Source organism: Burkholderia sp. CCA53 (genome assembly GCF_001685525.1).
Lineage (GTDB): Bacteria > Pseudomonadota > Gammaproteobacteria > Burkholderiales > Burkholderiaceae > Burkholderia > Burkholderia multivorans.
This window is the reverse complement of record NZ_BDDJ01000001.1, coordinates 1941570-1957202: the sequence shown is the minus strand read 5'-3', so window position 1 is coordinate 1957202 and position 15633 is coordinate 1941570. Positions and strand designations below refer to the sequence as shown.

The following is a 15633-nucleotide window of genomic DNA, read 5'->3' as shown; positions in this document are numbered from 1 at the left end:
TCGCGGGTTCCTTTACAGCTCGACGCTCGACAGCGCCGGTTCGAGGGCCGCCTTCGGCAGCTTCGCGCGCCGCTCGGGCGGCAAGGCCTGCAGCGCGCGGCGTCCGCGCAGCCCCAGGAAATACTCGTGGATGAACGGATGATCGACGTTGGCGGCCTCCTCGACCGGCGCGGCGACCAGCACCTTGCGATCGGCCAGCACCGCGACGCGCGTCGACAGCGCGACCATCGTGTCGAGATCGTGCGTGACCATCACGACGGTCAGCCCGAGCGTGCGGTGCAGCGTCGCGATCAGCTCGACGAATTCGTCGGATGCCTGCGGATCGAGGCCCGCGGTCGGCTCGTCGAGAAACAGCAGCTCGGGCTCGAGCGCGATCGCGCGCGCGATGCCGACGCGCTTGACCATCCCGCCCGACAGCGCCGCCGGCATCTTCGATGCGTGCTTGCACGGCAGCCCGACCATCTCGAGCTTGAGCATCACGATGTCGTGCAGCAGGTCCGGCGGCACGCGGCCGAGCTCGCGCAGCGGCTGCGCGACGTTGTCGAACACCGTCATCGACGAGAACAGCGCGCCGTGCTGAAACAGCATGCCGGAACGCGTGCGCATCAGCCGCGCGCTCGCCGCGTCGATCGTCGACGTGTCCTGGCCGAACACCTTGATCGTGCCCGACGTCGGCCGCTCGAGGCCCAGGATCTGCCGCACGAGCGTCGTCTTGCCGGAGCCCGAGCCGCCGACGATCGACACGATCTCGCCGCGCCGCACGTCGAAATCGAGCTTCTGGTGAACGATGTTGCGCCCGTAGCGCTTGGTCAGGTTGCGCACCTCGATCACGCGATCGTCGTGCGCGTCGGCCACGGCGGAAGGCGAAGCCGGTTCGTTCGATACGCTCATCCGAGCCCCACGTTCTGGAACAGGATCGCGAACACCGCGTCCGCGAGGATCACGACCGTGATCGACGTGACCACGGAGGTCGTCGTGCCTTCGCCGAGGCTCTGCGAGTTCGCCTTGATCCGGAAGCCGAAATGGCATGCGACGAGCGCGATCAGCATCCCGAACACGACGCCCTTGCCGAGACCGATATACAGGTTCGCGATCGGCACGACGCCCGGCAGCGAGCGCACGAAATAGTTGACGTCGATGCCGAGCACCATCTTCGCGGCGAGCGCGCCGCCCGTCAGCGCGACGATGTTGGTCCACATCACGAGCAGCGGCATCGCGACACCGAGCGCGAGCACGCGCGGCAGGATCAGCCGCAGCCCGTGCGGAATGCCCATCACGCGCATCGCGTCGAGCTCCTCGGTCACGCGCATCACGCCGATCTGCGCGGTAATCGCCGAGCCCGAGCGGCCCGCGACGAGAATCGCCGACAGCACCGGGCCGAGCTCGCGAATCACCGCGAGGCCGAGGATGTTCACGATGTAGCGGTTCGCGCCGAACATCTGCAACTGCTGCGCGGACAGATAGCTGAGCACGATGCCGATCAGGAACGCGACAAGCGCCGTGATCGGCAGCGCCTGCGCGCCCGCGCTGTAGATGTTCGCCGACGTTTCCTTCCACGGCATCGTCTGCGGGCGGCGCAGCACCGACAGCGCGTCGAGGATCACACGGCCGAACATCGCGATGCCGCCGTGCAGATGCTCGGCGAACGCGAACAGCATCAGCCCGAGCCGCGTGACGGGCCCGACGCGCACGATGCGCTCGGGCGCCTCGCGCTGGCTGTCGAGCCGTTCGATGCGCTCGAAGATCGTGCGCTGCGTGGCCGTGAGCGCGATGCCCGGCGGCAGCTTGCGGCCCCATACGCGCCACAGCGCCTGGCCGCCGACGTGGTCGAGCCGCCCGATGCCGGACAAGTCCCATTCGCTCACGCTGCCTGTGGCGACGCTCTCGGCGCGGCGCACCACCGCACCGCGATTGCGGGCGAGGGCGAGCGCGGTCCACTGGCCGGTCAGGCGCACGGTCTGGCCCTGGCCGCCGGCGTCGACCGACAGGCCGGGAGGGGTCTCGAAGTCCAAGGGCGGTTTGTTTGCAAATGAATGACAGCGGCCATTGTAGCGAACCGTCCGGCGCCGCGACGTGAGGATTTCCGCGCGCCGACGCGCGCCCGGACTGCCGGCGGCGGCGCGGGCGGGATGCCGGGCCGAGGCCGCCGCATCGCGGCGCAATGCGCTCCGGCACGGCGGCGGCGGCGGCGGCGGCGGCGGCACCGATTCGAGCGCCGATTCGACGGCGCCTTTCATTCTGCCGTCACGTTCGCTTTCGATACTCTCACGCGCCGCACCTCAGGCCGTCGGCGCCCGCGCCGCCATCTCGTTGCGCACCTCGTCACGATAAAACACCCAACAGGACATTCGATGCGATTCCCCGCGCTTCCCCGCCGTCGCGTGCCGGCCGCCGCCGCGCTCGCGAGCGTCGCGTTCACCCTCGCCGCATGCGGCGGCGACGACGTCACGTCGCCGCCCGCGTCGCAGCAGCCGGCGCAGGCGCCGGCCGGCACGACCGCGACGCTGGCCGTGCTCGAGACGACCGACCTGCACACCAACGTGCTGTCGTACGACTACTTCAAGCTCGCCGCCGACAACTCGCTCGGCTTCGAGCGCGTGTCGACGCTGATCGCGCAGGCGCGCGCGCAGTATCCGAACACGCTGCTGCTCGACAACGGCGACACGATCCAGGGTACCGCGCTGTCCGACTATCAGGCGCTCGTGAAGCCGATCGGCTGCGATCAGACGCTGGCGATCTACAAGGTGATGAACGCGGCCAAATTCGACGGCGGCGGGATCGGCAATCACGAATTCAACTACGGGCTGCCGTATCTGTCGCAGGTGACCGGCAGCACGTTCGACGTCGACGGGCTCCCCGCCCCCGCGCAGCAGAAGAAATGCGCGGGGCCGAACTTCCCGCAGGTGCTCGCGAACGTGATCAGCGCGAAGACCGGCGAGCCGCTGTTCGCGCCGTACACGATCCTCACGCGCACGCTGACGGCGACCACGCCCGACGGCAAGACCGTCAGCGCGCCGGTGAAGGTCGGCATCATCGGCTTCACGCCGCCGGCGATCATGAACTGGGACAAGCGCTGGCTCGACGGCAAGGTCTACACCACGGGGCTGAAGGAAGCCGCTCAGAAGTACATCCCCGAGATGCGCGCGAAGGGCGCCGAGCTGATCGTCGCGATCTCGCACGGCGGCCTCGACAATTCCGCCTATTCGCCGACGATGGAAAACGGCAGCTGGTGGCTGTCGACCGTGCCCGGCATCGACGCGATGCTGATCGGCCATTCGCACCAGGTGTTCCCGGATGCAACGAGCACGGTCCCGCAGTTCAATCTGCCCGGCGTCGACAAGGTCAAGGGCACCGTCAACGGCGTGCCGACCGTGATGGCGAACTACTGGGGCAAGCACCTCGGCGTGATCAAGCTCGGCCTGAAGTTCGACGGCAAGACGTGGACCGTCGACAAGTCGCAGACGACCGTCGAGGCACGCCCGATCCAGAACGCGGACAAGAGCTACGTCGCCGCCGATCCGTCGGTAGCGGCCGCGATCGCCGCCGAACATCAGGCGACCATCGACTACGTGAAGACGCCGATCGGCTCGACCGACTACCGGATGAACACGTATTTCGCGGACGTCGGCGATCCGGGCGCGATCCAGATCGTCAACGACGCGCAGGCCGACTACGTCGCGCGCTACGTGCAGGCGAACCTGCCGCAATACGCGTCGCTGCCGGTGCTGTCGGTCAGCGCGCCGTTCAAGAGCGGCTTCGGCGGCGGCAGCGACTACACGGACGTCGCGCCGGGCGCGCTCGCGATCAACAACGCGGCCGACCTCTACCTGTATCCGAACACCGTGTATGCGGTGAAGGTGAACGGCGCCGACGTGAAGAACTGGCTCGAGACGGCCGCGAAGCGCTTCAACACGATCGATCCGACCAAGGCGACCGTGCAGCCGCTCGTCAGCAGCTTCCCCGGCTACAACTTCGACATGTTCACGTCGACGGACCTCAAGTACGAGATCGACGTCACGCAGCCGGTCGGCAGCCGGATCCGGAACCTGACGTACAAGGGCGCGCCGATCGATCCGAACGCCGAGTTCATCGTCGCGACGAACAACTACCGCGCGAGCGGCGGCGGCAACTTCCCGGGCCTCGACGGCAGCAAGACGATCTTTGCGTCGCCGGACGCGAACCGCGACGTGCTGATCGCCTACATCAAGCAGCGCGGCACGATCGCGCGCGCGACCGACGGCTCGCATCGCAGCTGGCGCTTCACGAAGCTCGCGAGCTCGGTCGCGCACGTGCGGTTCGCATCGGCGCCGAACCGCGTCGCGGACGCCACCGCGGCCGGCCTGACCGGCATCACGCAGGTCGCGGCCGACGACGGCTCCGGCAAGAACCTCGCGACCTACGAGATCGACCTGACGCAATGAGGCATGCAATGCAACCGATCCGGACGATGCGGCCGGCCGAAACCGGCTTCGCCGCCGCGGCGCGTCGCCTGCTGCGCGTGAAGCTGCCGCCCGCCGCGCTGCTCGCGGCGGCCGCGGCAACCGTCGCCATCGCCGTCGCCGCCGCCGGCTGGCGCAGCACGACCGCCCTCACGCCGAGCGCCGCGCAACTCGACGAATGGCAGGCGATGGTCGCGCAGGCCGCCGAGCCGCATGCGCTCGCGCGTTTGCGCGATCTCGCGCGCGCGGGCTCGGGCGCCGCGCAGGCGGCGCTCGGCATCGCGCTCGTCGCCGCGCGCGAACCGGGGCTGCGCGACGAAGGGCGCGGCTGGCTGGAAACGGCCGCGCAGGCGCAAGGCGCCGATAACGCGCCGGCCGCGCGGCGCGCGCAGCTGGCGCTCGGCAAGGCACTGCTGCTCGGCAGCGGCGACATGCCGAAGAACTATGCACGTGCCCGCGCGCTGCTCGGCGCCGCGGCCGAGCACGGCGACGCGGCCGCCGCGTACTACCTCGGCCTGATCTATCGCAGCGGCTACGGCACGGCGGCCGATCCCGTGCAGGCCGCGCGCTGGTTCGAAATCGCGTCGCAAGCGGAAATTCCGGCCGCGGATTTCATGCTCGCGAACGCCTACCGCGACGGCAGCGGCGTGCCGCGCGACGAAGCGCGCGCGCTCGCGCTCTATCGGCGCGCGGCCGAGCACGAGCTACCGGAGGCCGTGCAAACGCTCGCGATGGCGTATCGCAACGGCGAACTCGGGCTGCGGCCCGATGCGGACGCGTTCCATGCGCAGTGGATCGAGACCGCGCATGCGTTGAAGCATCCGGTAGTGGGGCCGTGATAGCTCAGCGAGCTGCCCCGTCCGGCGCGGGCCGCCGCACGGCGATAGCCCGCCGCACCTGACTTGACGCCCTGCGCATCGATTGCCCTCGAGCGCGATCGATGCACGGGGTGCGGGGCACATACCGGTCGATGCGCGAACGCGCCGGCCGGCGAGCCCCGCAGTACATAGGACACGCTACCCGAACGTCGCCTATATCAGCCTGATCGACAGCATCGTCAGCCAGTGCGCGGCCACGAGCGCGCTCAACAAGACTGCCCATTGAGTCGCGTTACGTCGCCTGCTTCCGAACGATACGGCTGCGACATAAAACAGGACCGATGGACCGAAAATGGAGGAGAGAAACCCGAGCCCCTCCCAGAAACCGACCGGGCACGCGCCAATTTCCTTGCAGCCACGCGTCATACAGTGCTGCGGGAAGCGCTGACAGATCTCGATATCGACACCGGCCCACCCCCACCAACTGACCAGTCCGAGTATCCCGAAGATAATCGCAACGCCCTGACGCCTCATCGTACTTCCCAGAACAGGATTCGATTCGCATTTCCCAAGTCGGACCAGCCCATTGCACTTCCCGGCCGAAACGATCGCCGGCCGAGCAGACGCCCCATCACGGCTAATGCGTTGAGCGGACCGCTTATGGTCAGCCGCGCGCCGTTCCAAAGATCGATATGCCCGCCACTGGCGTTTTCCGCGCGCTCACCGGCTCGGGCCCAATAACCGTCGAACATCACAATACCGGTTCGACCTTCAATTTTCGTCTCCCAGTCTCGCCCGGTGATGTCCTCGCTCCTCCCCAACCCCGCGAACGGCTGCAATTCCAACCACGCGCCGAGCTCGTTGGCGCGCGTGGCGGTCGCTTTCCCATCGAGCAGGATCCTTCCGATGCTTGACTGCCCCCCAAGCGGTTTGATCAGCCTTGACGAGAAAGACTTCATTTCGATGCCGACGCGATGAAAGGCAACGCTCATGCGAATGGCACATTGGTTGGTATACGCGGGATTCTCATAGGGATTTCCCGACGGATAGGCGTCCCACAGTTCCTTGAATGTTATCGCCCTCAGTTGCACGCCCTTGATGGAATCAGGTGTCGTGTTCGTTCTTAGAGACGGTTTCATAAAGACTGGTCGGCCCGCCGAAGGGTATTCCAGCAGATCAGGCAGCAACCGAGTTTGAGGAACGCGCCGTGAATGTCTGCACGGCGCTCGAAACGAATGCGGAGACGACGGAAGTGATGCAGCCAGGCATGCGTGCGTTCAACGACCCAGCGATATTTTCCAAGGCCGCTGCCATGTTCGGTGCGGCGCTTGGCGATAACCGGCTCGATACCGCGATCGCGCAACGCGCGTCGATGCCGCTCAGAGTCGTAACCGCGATCGGCGTAGACCACGCGCGGTCTCTGCAGTGGGTGGCCGCGCAACCCACGAATTGGCGGAATCGCATCGATCAGCGGCAGCAGCTGCGTGACATCGTGAACGTTCGCGCCGGTCAGGATCGCCGCGAGCGGCGTGCCATTGGCGTCGGTGACGATGTGGTGCTTAGAACCTGGTCGCGCGCGATCGGTGGGGTTTGGCCCAGTTTTTGGCCCGCCCCAACGGCGCGAATCGATGAGGAATCGACTGCGGCTCGCGAGAAATCGATTTGGTCTGCTGCTCGCAGCTTCGCAAGCAGCAATTCGTGCAGGCGATCCCATACGCCCGCAGCCTGCCAATCGCGTAGCCGTCGCCAGCAAGTCACGCCCGAGCCGCAGCCCATCTCGGCGGGCAGGTCGCGCCAGCGCAGTCCGGTCTTGAGAACGAACAGGATGCCGGTCAGCGCGGCGCGATTCGAAACAGGCAGGCGGCCTGGGTTTTTCTCGCGCCGCGGCTTGGGTGGCGGCAATAACGGCTCGATCAATGTCCACAGTTCGTCGTCAATGATCGGCTTGGCCATCTCCTCGGTCTCAGTTGTTCCGATGCCTGAGGTTAACAGCTCGCCGCGCAAGTTAACAGCCCCACCGGGCCTTTTTGAAACCGTCTCTTATCGTTGTCGGCCTGTTTGGCATCACGTCCACCCCTTGTGCAGCAGGGCGTCTTCGCCCCAATAAATTGTGTAACTGTCGGCTCTTTCCGAATGAATTCGCGGCAACAGGCCATTGCTGTTCACGCGCCCCGCGACGGTACGCCCGTTACTCATTTCGATCAGGTATGGGTAGCTCCGCGGTATCGTGGTACCGATGCCAACACGCACCTGTTCGTCGAAACTGGCGCATATATCGACCTGTGCCCCCGGCGCCTCTTCGACCATCGCAACACTTGCAGCCGAGACCCTTTTGGCTGCCTCCAGCATCGCTCTCTCGTGCGATTCGAAGACCATCATCATGTTACGTTCGGCATAGAAAACCGGCGGCGGATTGCACCCACAGACATTGATATCGCCGCTCAGCGCCCATGGCTGGCCGTTCGACGCGGTGCCTGGCCAGCGTACCCCTGTCGGTGAAATAAACCCTTCCTGATTGCAGGCGGAGCAGTAAGTCTTCATATAAAGCGTGGCGATATTCACGCTCGGCGGCGGGTTCGAATAGGTCATAGTCTCGAGCCCTTCGATAATCACCGCGCTACCGCCTCGATCACCCTTAGCGAGAAAATAGCGAATCATTCTGTGCCACCTCGGCGAATCACGGCCGCACGTTTCACGACCGTGAAGGTTTCGGCAGATATAGGACCGTTACGGTCCGGACTGTCCATAGAGGTGTCGCCGTTATCCTGTGCGCTAGCAACGCGTTCGGTAAACGCGCCGTTGGTGGCAAAAAGATGGGGTGGCACCGCCCACTTGTTATTCATCGGAATCTCCTTTCTCGACGACTCGGCGAAAGTTGCCGCACCCAAATTTGCGCAATCAAGAAAGGAAGCTCAATGAGACGAATTCGAAATACTTATCAATAAGGCCCGCTGCAGTACGGTTACGCAATAACGGACACACTGTTCGAGACGCAGCTGGCCAACTCAGTTGCGACTGGCACTTGTGTTCGACTACACCGGACACCACGCCGCCCGCTCGGAGCGGCTGCGCTTTTCGCTGTTCAGTAAGATTCGCGACGACGACGTTCTCCTCAAACGTCCGAGCACCGCCCCTGTCGCTACAATAAGCGCCATGAACACCCCCACCTCCCCCGACACGCCCGACACCGACGGCGCACACATCGCGCGCAGCCGGCTCGACGCGCACCTGGACGCCGCGCCGCGCGCGTGGCCGCTCGACATCGTCGCCGCGACCGGCTCGACCAACGCGGACCTCGCCGCCCGCCTGAAGACGCTGCCGCGCACCGCGCACGCACTGCCCGCGCCGCTCGTGCGCGTCGCGTTCGAGCAGACGGCCGGCCGCGGCCGGCAAGGCCGGCCGTGGTTCGCGCAACCGGGCAACGCGCTGCTGTGTTCGGTCGGCTGCATCGTGCCGCGCCCCGTCGAGGCGCTCGGCGGCCTCAGCATCGCGATCGGCGTCGCGCTCGCGGAAGGCCTCGCGACGCTGCCGCTCGACGCACGCTCGCGCGTCGCGCTCAAATGGCCGAACGACCTGCTGCTGACCGCCGCCGACGACGGCGGCACGTCGCGCATCGTCGGCAAGCTCGCCGGGATTTTGATCGAAACCGTGTGGACCACCGCCGACGCCACCGCCGTCGTGATCGGCTTCGGCATCAACGTGCGCGGCGCGGAAGCCGTCGCGGCGCAGGTCGACGCGCTGCGCGCGCGCGAAGCCGCATTGGCGAGCGGACTGCCGCCGGCCGCGCTGTCGATGGCGTGCGCAAGCGCGAATCTCACCGATACGCTCGCCGCGTCGCTGAACGCGCTCACGCCCGCACTCGCGCAGTTCGCGACCGACGGGCTCGCGCCGTTCCTGCCGCGCTGGCATGCGCTGCACGCATACGCGGGCCGCGAAGTCGTGCTGCTCGAACAGGGCGTCGAACGCGCGCGCGGCATCGCGACCGGCATCGATGCGGCCGGCCAGCTGCTGCTCGACACGCCGAACGGCATTCAGGCGATCGCGGCGGGCGACGTGTCGCTGCGCGAAGCGCAATGAGCGAACCGCAGCTGCTGATCGATGCCGGCAACAGCCGCATCAAATGGGCGCTCGCCGATGCGCAGCGCACGCTGGTGCGCACCGGCGCGTTCGGCCATACGCGCGACGGCGGCGCCGATCCCGACTGGGCCGACCTGCCGCGTCCGCGCGGCGCATGGATCTCGAACGTGGCGGGCGCCGATGTCGGCGCGCGGCTCGACGCGCTGCTCGATGCACGCTGGCCGGGGCTGCCGCGCACGACGATCCGGTCGCGGCCCGCGCAATGCGGCGTGACGAACGGCTACACGACGCCGGAACAGCTCGGCAGCGATCGCTGGGCCGGGTTGATCGGCGCACGCGCGGCGTTTCCGGACGAACATCTGCTGATCGCGACGTTCGGCACCGCGACGACGCTCGAGGCGCTGCGCGCGGACGGCCGTTTCACCGGCGGACTGATCGCGCCGGGCTGGGCGCTGATGATGCGCGCGCTCGGCACGCATACCGCGCAGTTGCCGACGCTGACGACCGACATCGCGAGCGGCCTGCTCGCCGATACACAGGCGCAGCCGTTCCAGGTCGACACGCCGCGCTCGCTGTCGGCCGGCTGCCTCTATGCGCAGGCGGGGCTGATCGAGCGCGCGTGGCGCGATCTCGCGGCGGCCTGGCAGGCACCGGTGCGGCTCGTGCTGGCCGGCGGCGCGGCCGACGAGATCGCGCGCGCGCTGACGCTGCCGCATACGCGGCACGACGCGCTGATCCTGTCCGGCCTCGCGCTGATTGCCGCCGAAGCGAGCGCGCAGGACTGACGGGTCGCGTACGCGTGCCGAAGCCGCGACGCGGACGAAAACCGGCCGCACGGGGCCGCTTCAACTGAATGACGACAGGGAGTTTCGACGATGCTGCGCTGGCTGATCGCTGTTCTCTTTCTCGCCAACCTGATCGCGTTCGCGCTCGCGACCGAGATGGTCGGGCCGCGGCCGGCCGCCGGCGCGCGCGAACCGGGCGTAGTCGCGCGCCAGGTACGCGCCGACGCGCTGCGCGCGACGCCACTCGCGCAAGCGACCGATCAACCGGTCGTCGGCGGGCCGATCGCGCCGCCGGCCGTGGCGGCCGAGCCGCTGGCCGCGTCGTCGGCGCGCTAGCGCGCGGGCGTTACTGCTGCGCGCGCACCTTCTTCAACAGCGCGGTCGTCGACCGATCGTGCTCGAACGGAATCGCGAGCGCGCGGCCGCCCCAGCCGCGCACGAGCGCCGATTCGGGTAGCGCGTCCATATCGTAGTCGCCGCCCTTCACGAGGACGTCCGGATGAACCGCTTCGATCAGCGACACCGGCGTCTTTTCCTCGAACTTCACGACCCAATCGACGCTTTCCAGCGCCGCGAGCAGCGCCATCCGGTCGTCTTCGCGGTTGATCGGGCGGTCGTCGCCCTTGCCGAGCATGCGCACCGACGCGTCGCTGTTCACGCCGACGATCAGGCACGCGCCGAGCGCCTTCGCATCGGCGAGATAGGTGACGTGGCCGCGATGCAGGATGTCGAACACGCCGTTCGTGAAGACGACGGGCGCCGGCAGCGATGCGCGCAGCGCGACGAGTGCGTCGCGGGTGATCAGCTTGCGTTCGAAGGAAGCGGGCATGATGAAAGTCGGGCGGATGGGATGAAACGGATCGAGCGGGACGTCCTGCGCGCCGCAGGCGCAATCGGCCCGCGCGATGCCTGAGAAAAAGCCCGTCGGGCAGGCCGGACGGGCTTCGGATCGCGGGCGCCGCGCGGGCCGAGCGGATGCGCCCGCCGCCGCGCCGCGACGGCCGTCAGGCCGGTTGCGCGGACGACGAACCGCTTTCCGACTGCAGACGGTTCGTGACTTCCTTGCGGTAACGGTTCAGTTCCTGCGCGGTCGCGAACGTGCGCTCGAACAGGATCGACAGGTTGTGCAGGATGCGGTCGACGACCTTCTTCTCCCACTCGCCGTCGAAGCGGATCTGCTCGTCGAGCCAGCGCTCGAGCCATTCCGGATCGGGCAGGCGGGACTGCACGGTGTCGCGCGGGAACAGCGCCTGGTTCACGTGCAGGTTCGTCGGGTGCAGCGGCTTCTCGGTGCGGCGCGCCGACGCCATCAGCACGCCGATCTTCGCGAACGCCGCGCGCGCGACGTCGCCGCAGTTGTTCAGCGCCTTCTTCATGTAGCGCAGATACGCGCCGCCGTGACGCGCTTCGTCGCGCGAGATCGTCTCGTAGATGTGCTTGATCACGGGCTCGGTGTGCCAGTCGGCCGCGCAGCGATACCAGTGGTTCAGGCGGATTTCGCCGCAGAAGTGCAGCATCAGCGTCTCGAGCGGCGGCGCCGGGTCGAACTCGAAGCGCACCGCGTGCAGTTCTTCCTCGGTCGGCACGAGCTCCGGCTTGAAGCGGCGCAGGTATTCCATCAGCACGAGCGAATGCTTCTGCTCCTCGAAGAACCACACGCTCATGAACGCGGAAAAATCGCTGTCGTGCTGGTTGTCGCGCAGGAACATTTCCGTCGCCGGCAGCGCCGACCACTCGGTGATCGCATTCATCTTGATCGTCTTCGCCTGCTCGTCGGTGAGCAGCGAAGCGTCAAACTTGTCCCACGGAATGTCTTTCTCCATGTCCCAGCGGACAGCTTCGAGCGATCGGTAAAGTTCCGGATAAAGCATGGTGTTCATGATGGTCCCACCCCTGTTCTGCGCAATGCGACTTCTTTCAACGTGACTGATGCCGCGCGGGCGCATGCGCGCCTTGTGCAGCCAAGACTCAAATTTTACGCGGGAAACCGGCCTCCCGGACGCTGCTTGCGCGTCCGGCAGCCGGGCGGCCGCGTGCCGCCGTGGTACACGCCGCCGCCACGCTCCGCTCGAACGGAGCCGGCCGCGCGTGCCTGAATTGGGGGGCCGGCGCTGGCCGGCTCGCTGGCGAACCCGCGCCCGTTCCGGTCGCCCGAACGGGCTCCCCGTACGGCTGCCGGCGCGGCGGGCTGCTCGATATGGTGTATTCGGCGGCGGCCATGATAGCACGCACGCATGACCGTTCCGCGACGCGCACGGCACCGCGCCGAGCGGCGTGCAGGTGCGGCGATCGGTCGCGGTAGCGCGTCGCGAATCCGCAACCGTGACGTGTCAGACCCGCATTTCGCCGGCCGCACGATCGTCGCCGACGCGGGCATCGGGCGCCGTTGCGCTGGCGTCGCGCGTTTCGGCGGCGGGCACGTCGGAGGGCGCATCGCCGCGAGCCGCCGAGCTGCCGACCGCCGAGCTGCCGACCGTCGAGCCGCCGACCGCAGAGCCGCCGACCATCGAGCCGCCGCCCGCCATCGCACCGCCCGCCATGCCGCCGTTCCCCATTCCGCCGCCATCCGCCGCGGCGATCCACGCCGCAAGCGTGTCGCGCTGCGCGCGCCCGTCGCGGTAGCCGAGCTCGATCAGTTCGCGCGTGAACGGCTCCTCGAACAGCAGATAGCTCGCGAACGACGCACCGGCCGGCTGGCTGCCGCCGATCGCGCCGAGCAGCCCGCGCATCGTCGCCGGCATCTGCTTCAGGTGCTTCGCGGCGATCAGCTCGATACGCTCGGACGGCGCGATCGCGAGCACGTCGACGTGCCGCCAGCCGCTGTCGACTTCGACCTGATGCGGCAGGTGCTCGATCATCCGGTTGATGTGCTCGATCCGTTCGATGTCCGAGCCGATCGAGTCGAGGAACACGCTCGCGAGCACCTGCTGGCCGATTTGCGCGAGCGTCGGATAGCCGCGCACGCGGCCCGCACCGTTCGCGGCGGGGATTTCCGGGCGCGGATCGGCAGCGCCGACGACGACGATGCGCTGCGCGCCGAAATGGATCGCAGGAGACAGCGGTGCGATCTGCCGGATCGAGCCGTCGCCGAAGTATTCGATCTGGCCGTCGAGCACGAGCGGCACGGCGGGGAACACGAACGGAATCGCCGACGAGGCGAGCAGGTGCGACGCCGACAGATCGACGAGCCGCGCGGTGCGCTGCGCGCGCCGCCATGCCTGGATCGGCTCGGCCGCCTGGTAGAAGGTCAGGTGGCGGCCGCTCGAATAGCTGAGCGCCGTCACCGCGAGCGCATGCAGCAGGCGCGCTTCGAGCATCTGCTCGATCCGGTGGAAGCTGAGCTCGCGCTGCAGCAGATGCGCGAGCGGCGTGTTGTCGAGCAGCCCGCGCGGCGAGCGGCGCGCGGCCCAGCCGAACGTCATCGTCGCGAGCCAGCGTGCGCCGGCCGCCGCGATGCCGAGCCAGTCGGTGCGATACACGTAGTCGGCGCGCAGATGCTCCCAGAACTCGAGCAACCGCCGCACGCCGTGCGAAAAGTCGTCCGCGTGGCTCGCGATCGACGTCGCGTTGATCGCGCCGGCCGACGATCCGCAGACGACCGCGAACGGCAGCGTATGCCGATGCGGATCGGCCTCGCGCGCGATCTCGGCCAGTGCCTTCAGCACGCCGACCTGATACGCGGCGCGCGCGCCGCCTCCCATCAGAACGAGCGCGAGTCGCATGATCGGGCTGCTAGTCGCGCATCACGTCGCGCGTTTCGGCGGACGCGTTTCGGGCGACGAAGCGGCTGCCGCGCGCGCCGCCGCCGAGCCGGCCGGCTTCGCGCGCTTCGCCGCCGGCTTGCGCGGCGCGGCCGCGGCCGCGGGTGCGGGCTCGGGTGTGGACTCCGGTGCGTCGCCCGGCTCCTCGGCGCCTTCCGCGGCGGCCGCGCCATCGGGCGACGCCGCGCCGGGCGCCATTCCGGGCTGCGCCATCGCGAGGCTCGCGAGCTGATTGAACTGCGCCTGCAGCAGGTTCCACCAGCCGGCCGGATCGAACGACTGATTCGGCTGCTGCGCGGCGTCGCGCTCCGGCGGCGCATCGGCGCCGGCCGACGCGTCGCCCGCCTGCGGCTTCGGCTGCGCGGTCTCGCCGAGCGGCGCGGTCGCGGCCTTGGCGGCCGCGACGGCCGCATCCTCTGCCGCCGACATCGAACTCTGCGCGAACGCGCCGAACGCCCGCAGCGTCGCGAGCGTCGCGCGCTGCACTTCGAGCGCCTGGATCGCGGACTGCAGCATGCCGAGGTTCAGCTTCAGCCATTGCTCGACCGCGCGCAGATCGGTGATCCGCTTGTCGAGCTCCTCGACGTTCGTGAGCGGCGCCATCATGTCGGACATGCTCGACAGCGACGGCGGCAGCCCGGACGCGGCGCCCGGAAACGGCGCCATCGCGCCGAACGGCGACATCCGCATCATGTCCCACATGCGCTCGAGCATGTCGGCGGGCTTGAAGCCGGCAAAGCCGGCGAAGGGGTTGGAGCCGGGGGCATCGGTCGTCATACGGGCATCCTGATTGGACTGGGGAGCACGCGGCCGGCATCCGAGCACGATCGCGTGTTTCGATCATAGCGCGCGTCAGAACGGCGCGTCGCCGGGAAACGCGGGCGGGCGCCGCTCGCGCAGCGAACGAAGGCCCTCCTGCACGTCGGGCCCCGAAAAGCCCATGAATTCCAGCGCGAGCGACGTATCGAAGGTCGGCCCGGCCGTGCGCAGCCAGTTGTTGAGCGCGTACTTCGTCCAGCGGATCGCCGACTGCGACCCGTTCGCGAGCCGCTCGGCCACCTCGTAGGACTTCGGCACCAGATCGGCCGGCTCGACCGCGAGCGACACGAGGCCGATGCGCTCCGCCTCTTCGCCGCTCACCGGCTCGCACAGCATCAGGTAGTACTTCGCCTTCGCCATCCCGCACAGCAGCGGCCACACGATCGCCGCGTGATCGCCGGCGGCGACGCCGAGCCGCGTATGGCCGTCGATGATCCGCGCATCCTTCGCGGCGATCGAGATGTCGGCGAGCAGCCCCGCGACGAGCCCCGCGCCGACCGCCGGGCCGTGCATCGCGGACACGATCGGCTTGCTGCAGTTGATCACGTTGTAGACGAGGTCGCGCGCTTCGCGCCATACGCGGGCGCGCACGTCATAGTCGTTGGCCATCGCTTCGACGAGCGCGAGATCGCCGCCCGCCGAGAAGCCCTTGCCTTCGCCGCGAATCACGGCGACGCGCGTGTCGGGATCGCGATCGACGTCGCGCCAGATGTCCGCGAGCTCGCGATGCATCTGCGCGTTCGCGGTCGCGAGGCCGCTGCGGTTCGCGCCCTCGCCGCTCATCACGATGTCGAGCACGCCGTGTTCGCGGCGCGTCACCTTCAATGCTTGATAACCGCCGTACGCGGCGAGATCGGCCATGCGCTGCTCCTGGGTCGAGGCTGTCGAATCGAGTGTAGTCAAGCCCGCGCGCGCAAACATCGGGCGAAACCCG

General features: G+C 68.2%; 16 protein-coding genes. 5 read left to right on the top strand and 11 right to left on the bottom strand.

Going from position 1 to position 15633, the window contains the following annotated elements; genetic code table 11:
* Nucleotides 1–12: 12 nt before the first annotated feature.
* Nucleotides 13–891 carry an ABC transporter ATP-binding protein gene (locus BCR55_RS09100; RefSeq protein ID WP_006408950.1) on the bottom strand — a complete coding sequence of 293 codons (879 nt, stop codon included), beginning with the start codon at nucleotides 889–891 and terminating at the stop codon, nucleotides 13–15.
* On the bottom strand, nucleotides 888–2012 hold the full coding sequence (locus BCR55_RS09095) for an ABC transporter permease (RefSeq protein WP_012212635.1): 1125 nt from the start codon (nucleotides 2010–2012) through the stop codon (nucleotides 888–890). The genes BCR55_RS09100 and BCR55_RS09095 overlap by 4 nt, the downstream gene beginning before the upstream one ends.
* Nucleotides 2013–2351: 339 nt before the next feature.
* Between BCR55_RS09095 and BCR55_RS09090 the strand changes: the two genes are divergently transcribed.
* On the top strand, nucleotides 2352–4421 hold the full coding sequence (locus BCR55_RS09090; protein WP_053296791.1) for a bifunctional 2',3'-cyclic-nucleotide 2'-phosphodiesterase/3'-nucleotidase: 2070 nt from the start codon (nucleotides 2352–2354) through the stop codon (nucleotides 4419–4421).
* A gap of 8 nt (nucleotides 4422–4429) precedes the next feature.
* On the top strand, nucleotides 4430–5278 hold the full coding sequence (locus tag BCR55_RS09085; protein WP_053296790.1) for a tetratricopeptide repeat protein: 849 nt from the start codon (nucleotides 4430–4432) through the stop codon (nucleotides 5276–5278).
* A 509-nt stretch (nucleotides 5279–5787) separates the two neighbouring features.
* Here BCR55_RS09085 and BCR55_RS09075 read toward each other — a convergent pair.
* The 4 genes from BCR55_RS09075 to BCR55_RS30465 form a co-directional block, all read right to left on the bottom strand.
* Nucleotides 5788–6396 (bottom strand): type VI secretion system amidase effector protein Tae4, encoded by a 609-nt coding sequence (locus BCR55_RS09075; RefSeq protein ID WP_065494486.1) that lies wholly within the window; start codon nucleotides 6394–6396, stop codon nucleotides 5788–5790.
* Nucleotides 6393–7210 (bottom strand): IS5-like element IS402 family transposase gene (locus BCR55_RS30475; RefSeq protein ID WP_085964347.1). Its coding sequence is split into 2 segments (ribosomal slippage): nucleotides 6393–6862 and nucleotides 6862–7210, totalling 819 coding nucleotides; the frame shifts between segments, so codons are not numbered across the junction. The genes BCR55_RS09075 and BCR55_RS30475 overlap by 4 nt, the downstream gene beginning before the upstream one ends.
* Before the next feature lie 111 nt (nucleotides 7211–7321).
* On the bottom strand, nucleotides 7322–7915 hold the full coding sequence (locus BCR55_RS33370; protein ID WP_223852575.1) for a PAAR domain-containing protein: 594 nt from the start codon (nucleotides 7913–7915) through the stop codon (nucleotides 7322–7324).
* On the bottom strand, nucleotides 7912–8100 hold the full coding sequence (locus BCR55_RS30465) for a hypothetical protein (RefSeq protein ID WP_006407080.1): 189 nt from the start codon (nucleotides 8098–8100) through the stop codon (nucleotides 7912–7914). Before BCR55_RS30465 ends, BCR55_RS33370 begins: the two co-directional genes overlap by 4 nt.
* Before the next feature lie 310 nt (nucleotides 8101–8410).
* Here BCR55_RS30465 and BCR55_RS09065 point away from each other — a divergent pair, with 310 nt between their 5' ends.
* The 3 genes from BCR55_RS09065 (at nucleotide 8411) to BCR55_RS09055 (ending at nucleotide 10455) form a co-directional block, all read left to right on the top strand.
* Complete coding sequence (locus BCR55_RS09065) at nucleotides 8411–9334, top strand: biotin--[acetyl-CoA-carboxylase] ligase (protein ID WP_006409904.1); 924 nt, start codon at nucleotides 8411–8413, stop codon at nucleotides 9332–9334.
* Entirely contained in the window at nucleotides 9331–10119 is a 789-nt protein-coding gene (locus tag BCR55_RS09060) for a type III pantothenate kinase (RefSeq protein WP_053296789.1), read from the top strand. The genes BCR55_RS09065 and BCR55_RS09060 overlap by 4 nt, the downstream gene beginning before the upstream one ends.
* A 90-nt stretch (nucleotides 10120–10209) precedes the next feature.
* Nucleotides 10210–10455 (top strand): hypothetical protein, encoded by a 246-nt coding sequence (locus BCR55_RS09055; protein ID WP_012212631.1) that lies wholly within the window; start codon nucleotides 10210–10212, stop codon nucleotides 10453–10455.
* A gap of 10 nt (nucleotides 10456–10465) precedes the next feature.
* Here the strand turns inward: BCR55_RS09055 and rfaE2 are convergent, their stop codons facing one another.
* From rfaE2 to BCR55_RS09030, 5 genes are all read right to left on the bottom strand, one after another.
* Nucleotides 10466–10948, bottom strand: coding sequence for a D-glycero-beta-D-manno-heptose 1-phosphate adenylyltransferase (gene rfaE2 / locus BCR55_RS09050; RefSeq protein ID WP_006409907.1), 483 nt, complete (start codon nucleotides 10946–10948; stop codon nucleotides 10466–10468).
* Between the two features lie 175 nt (nucleotides 10949–11123).
* A complete protein-coding gene (locus tag BCR55_RS09045) occupies nucleotides 11124–11999 on the bottom strand; it encodes a ferritin-like domain-containing protein (protein ID WP_012212630.1) in 876 nt (291 codons plus the stop codon).
* A gap of 450 nt (nucleotides 12000–12449) precedes the next feature.
* The gene (locus BCR55_RS09040; protein WP_065494485.1) at nucleotides 12450–13841 is read right to left on the bottom strand and encodes a patatin-like phospholipase family protein; all 1392 of its coding nucleotides are present in this window, start codon (nucleotides 13839–13841) and stop codon (nucleotides 12450–12452) included.
* Between the two features lie 21 nt (nucleotides 13842–13862).
* The gene (locus tag BCR55_RS09035; protein WP_045594286.1) at nucleotides 13863–14657 is read right to left on the bottom strand and encodes a PhaM family polyhydroxyalkanoate granule multifunctional regulatory protein; all 795 of its coding nucleotides are present in this window, start codon (nucleotides 14655–14657) and stop codon (nucleotides 13863–13865) included.
* A 75-nt stretch (nucleotides 14658–14732) separates the two neighbouring features.
* Nucleotides 14733–15560 (bottom strand): enoyl-CoA hydratase/isomerase family protein, encoded by an 828-nt coding sequence (locus BCR55_RS09030; protein ID WP_053296786.1) that lies wholly within the window; start codon nucleotides 15558–15560, stop codon nucleotides 14733–14735.
* Between the last annotated feature and the right edge of the window lie 73 nt (nucleotides 15561–15633).

Excerpts from the sequence above, each read along its gene's own strand:
- BCR55_RS09100 (WP_006408950.1), bottom strand. The coding sequence starts at position 891 with ATGAGCGTATCGAACGAACCGGCTTCGCCTTCCGCCGTGGCCGACGCG.
- BCR55_RS09090 (WP_053296791.1), top strand. The coding sequence starts at position 2,352 with ATGCGATTCCCCGCGCTTCCCCGCCGTCGCGTGCCGGCCGCCGCCGCG.
- BCR55_RS09085 (WP_053296790.1), top strand. The coding sequence starts at position 4,430 with ATGCAACCGATCCGGACGATGCGGCCGGCCGAAACCGGCTTCGCCGCC.
- BCR55_RS09075 (WP_065494486.1), bottom strand. The coding sequence starts at position 6,396 with ATGAAACCGTCTCTAAGAACGAACACGACACCTGATTCCATCAAGGGC.
- BCR55_RS33370 (WP_223852575.1), bottom strand. The coding sequence starts at position 7,915 with ATGATTCGCTATTTTCTCGCTAAGGGTGATCGAGGCGGTAGCGCGGTG.
- BCR55_RS30465 (WP_006407080.1), bottom strand. The coding sequence starts at position 8,100 with ATGAATAACAAGTGGGCGGTGCCACCCCATCTTTTTGCCACCAACGGC.
- BCR55_RS09065 (WP_006409904.1), top strand. The coding sequence starts at position 8,411 with ATGAACACCCCCACCTCCCCCGACACGCCCGACACCGACGGCGCACAC.
- BCR55_RS09060 (WP_053296789.1), top strand. The coding sequence starts at position 9,331 with ATGAGCGAACCGCAGCTGCTGATCGATGCCGGCAACAGCCGCATCAAA.
- BCR55_RS09055 (WP_012212631.1), top strand. The coding sequence starts at position 10,210 with ATGCTGCGCTGGCTGATCGCTGTTCTCTTTCTCGCCAACCTGATCGCG.
- rfaE2 (WP_006409907.1), bottom strand. The coding sequence starts at position 10,948 with ATGCCCGCTTCCTTCGAACGCAAGCTGATCACCCGCGACGCACTCGTC.
- BCR55_RS09045 (WP_012212630.1), bottom strand. The coding sequence starts at position 11,999 with ATGAACACCATGCTTTATCCGGAACTTTACCGATCGCTCGAAGCTGTC.
- BCR55_RS09040 (WP_065494485.1), bottom strand. The coding sequence starts at position 13,841 with ATGCGACTCGCGCTCGTTCTGATGGGAGGCGGCGCGCGCGCCGCGTAT.
- BCR55_RS09035 (WP_045594286.1), bottom strand. The coding sequence starts at position 14,657 with ATGACGACCGATGCCCCCGGCTCCAACCCCTTCGCCGGCTTTGCCGGC.
- BCR55_RS09030 (WP_053296786.1), bottom strand. The coding sequence starts at position 15,560 with ATGGCCGATCTCGCCGCGTACGGCGGTTATCAAGCATTGAAGGTGACG.